The organism is Psittacicella hinzii (assembly GCF_003585885.1).
In the GTDB taxonomy this organism is placed as follows: Bacteria; Pseudomonadota; Gammaproteobacteria; order Enterobacterales; family Psittacicellaceae; genus Psittacicella.
The window spans coordinates 1-1,733 of the sequence record NZ_NRHC01000086.1 but is presented as its reverse complement, the minus strand read 5'-3'; the positions used below and the strand labels follow the sequence as shown (position 1 = coordinate 1,733).

The window sequence follows — 1,733 nt, the reverse complement described above, 5'->3', positions numbered from 1 at the left end:
AAAGGTGGTAACTTAGGATACCAACTTAAAGTTCGGAACTGATAAGTTAACAAATTACCATACAGCACAAGGTCAAACAGCAACCAGACAACACAAGGTTAGGGAACCTAAGCATACAACAAAGGTTAAAGAACCAAACAATCAGGTTGTCGTTACATAACCTATTACTTAAGCACCACGGGCAAAGTATAAACTTTTGACTGACTAAACAAGCTAAATTGAGAAGAAAAAAAGAGATTAAACAATCTGCTCTATTTTCGGGAACCTAGCGTTTGCCTAATCTCTCTAAGAGGTTTATACTGTATTATTTACTTTGTCTAAAGATACCAAGTTACAAACTTACCTTCTTTCTATAACTCAAATTATAAGAAATAAGTCAAGCTTGTAAATTCTTTTTTCCGGAAATGCGAGATAGATCACAAATTACAATAAGATGACCTTTTTTTCTTCAACCATAGACGTCTTTTCAACAAAAAGATATCTTTGTAGACGACCAAAGATAAAGTGAGTAAAAACTATGTTTTAGCTTAAACAAGAGATTTACTTAGCTTTTGAAACACAAAAGAACTTTTTTCTCCTTATTTATCCTAAAGATAATTTTTAAACAAAAATAAAATTGGAAAATTTCTTTTTCCGACAATTTTGCAAAAAATTAGACAAAAATTTTAAAAAATGTCGTTGCTGGGTAACAGTTTTTTAATTTTCTGATCGTAAGCGATCAATTTCTCCTGATAAATTATCATTTCTTTGCAGGTAAATTATCTTGTCCAAAAATCATTAGCGAAACTCTGCTACAAAAAACAGAGAACAAGATCCTGCAAATGTTAGTTTTTCCTTTGGTCTAGCATTTGCGGTACAGCTCAGGGAGACAGCGCAGATACAGATAAGTCTAGCATTTGAGGGACAGCTCATAAGGACTGCTCAAAACGCATAAAATAGTCCTCCCCATAAAATAGTCCTCCCAAGGAAAAACCTTGGGAGGACTATTTCTATCTATCTTTTATTTGCAGTTCACTGCTATAGACTGATATGTAGTTTGCGAATGACTTATTTGTAGTTTAACCTACAGACTAATTTGTCATTTGCAAATATAGACTAATTTGCAGTTTACTACAATAAATTATTGTGTAGTCTTATTTACACAAATACTCTTAGCTGCGAGCTTGACGACGGATCTTCAGTTCTTCGAAGATAGCCACTACCCCTAGAAGCACCGCACATAAAATTGCTGCTAAGTCTAGCGCTAAGAAAGTACCAGTCCAACCTGTGTAACCAAAAATTGGTGTACCATCTGCAATTAAACCTAAACCTAGTTTTGCAAATGAATCCCCGATTAAGTACGCAAATGTACCTTTGATACCATCAGCAACTGCCACTGCACGTTTTGGTACAAAGCCAACTGCAGCTACACCAATTAGTAATTGTGGACCAAATACACAGAAACCTAAAACAAATAAAGCAACTAAGAACATAGTCTCACTTGCTGCGTGTTGGTAGTAAGACAGAGTAAAGATAATGATAATTAACGCTACTACCGCTAACAGACAACGACGTCCACGTGCTAAGTCCGAAAAGAAACCCCAAAGTAGAGTACCAACTAGCGCCCCCACTTCAAATACTGTAAACCCAGTAATCGCGATCTCTTTACTAAAACCTAACTCTTCATGCGCATATACTGGTGACCATTGGTCAATACCAATACGCACAATGTAAAGCCTATTCTCCCGAAATTT

At 35.6% G+C, this 1,733-nt stretch carries 1 protein-coding gene; it reads right to left on the bottom strand.

All coding sequences use genetic code 11. From position 1 onward, the window contains the following. Positions 1 to 1,151 precede the first annotated feature (1,151 nt). The coding region (locus tag CKF54_RS06425; protein ID WP_410454512.1) for an MFS transporter at positions 1,152 to 1,733 on the bottom strand (582 nt) is incomplete at its 5' end.